We start from the raw sequence: 1,230 nt of genomic DNA on the forward strand, positions 1-1,230 counted from the left end.
GCGATTCTGGTCCGGCCCGGATCGGCGGCGGCTCGGCTGTCATAGCGTTGAGTGCAGGGCAGGGCCTGGAGTTATTCGACACCGCGGCGCTGGCAGGGCTGTCAGGGCCCGCGGTACTGGTGCCAGCACTGCTGGATATCAAATCCCTGCGGTCCTCGGATGAAACCGGTCCAGTACCGGCGGTGCTGCGCGCTCTGGTGCGGCGTCCTGCCCGCCGGATGCAGGCGACCGCGCTTGCCGGTCGGTCGGCGCTGGCCCGGCGCCTCTCCGAGACTCCCGCATCAGAGCGGCAGGCGGTGGTTTTGGACGTGGTGCGCGGCGAGATCGCCGCAGTACTGGGCCATGCCACCGCCGCTGCGGTGGATCCGGAGCGGGCGTTCACCGAAGCCGGGTTCGACTCAATGACCGCGGTCGAACTCCGCAACCGGCTGACCGGTGTGACCGGGCTCCGGTTGCCGGCCACGTTGGTGTTCGACCACCCGAATCCTGCCGCACTAGCGGCGTTCCTGACCGAGCAGATCACCGGGGCTGGGAGGGCGGCGCCGGTGTCGGTCGCGCCGGTGTCGATGTCGAACGATGAGCCGATTGCGATTGTGGGGATGGCGTGTCGGTTGCCGGGCGGTGTGCGTTCTCCGGAGGGGTTGTGGGATCTCGTCGCGTCCGGTGGTGATGGGATTTCGGAGTGGCCGGCTGACCGGGGCTGGGATATAGAGGGGCTGTATGACCCTGACCCGGATAGGTTAGGGGCCAGTTATGTGCGTGAAGGCGGATTCTTGTACGACGCTGCGGATTTCGATGCCGGATTCTTCCGGATCAGTCCGCGCGAAGCGTTGGCGATGGACCCACAGCAACGTCTGCTGCTCGAAACCGCATGGGAGACGTTCGAGAGAGCAGGTATCGACCTCGGCTCGATGAAAGGCACCGATACCGGCGTATTCGTGGGCCATATCAGCCAGGGCTATGCCGAGCTGCTGGCGAACCTTGGACAGAGCCTCGAGGGACTTCGGGTTACCGGCAGTACCGCCAGCGTGGCATCGGGTCGTTTGGCGTATTCCTTCGGGTTGGAGGGCCCGGCGGTGACGGTGGATACGGCGTGTTCGTCGTCGCTGGTGGCGTTGCATCTAGCGTGTCAGTCGTTGCGGGCCGGTGAATGCTCGCTGGCGTTGGCCGGCGGCGTCACCGTGATGGCGTCACCGTTGGTGTTCGTGGAGTTCAGCCGGCAGCGGAATC

Annotated in this window: 1 protein-coding gene; it reads left to right on the forward strand. The window is 66.1% G+C overall.

Annotated features, from left to right (window positions below):
• Nucleotides 1-1,230: acyl carrier protein (locus tag AC3EO7_RS37785; RefSeq protein ID WP_435593881.1), on the forward strand; the 1,230-nt coding region annotated here is incomplete at both ends.

The organism is Nocardia sp. bgisy118, from assembly GCF_057708605.1.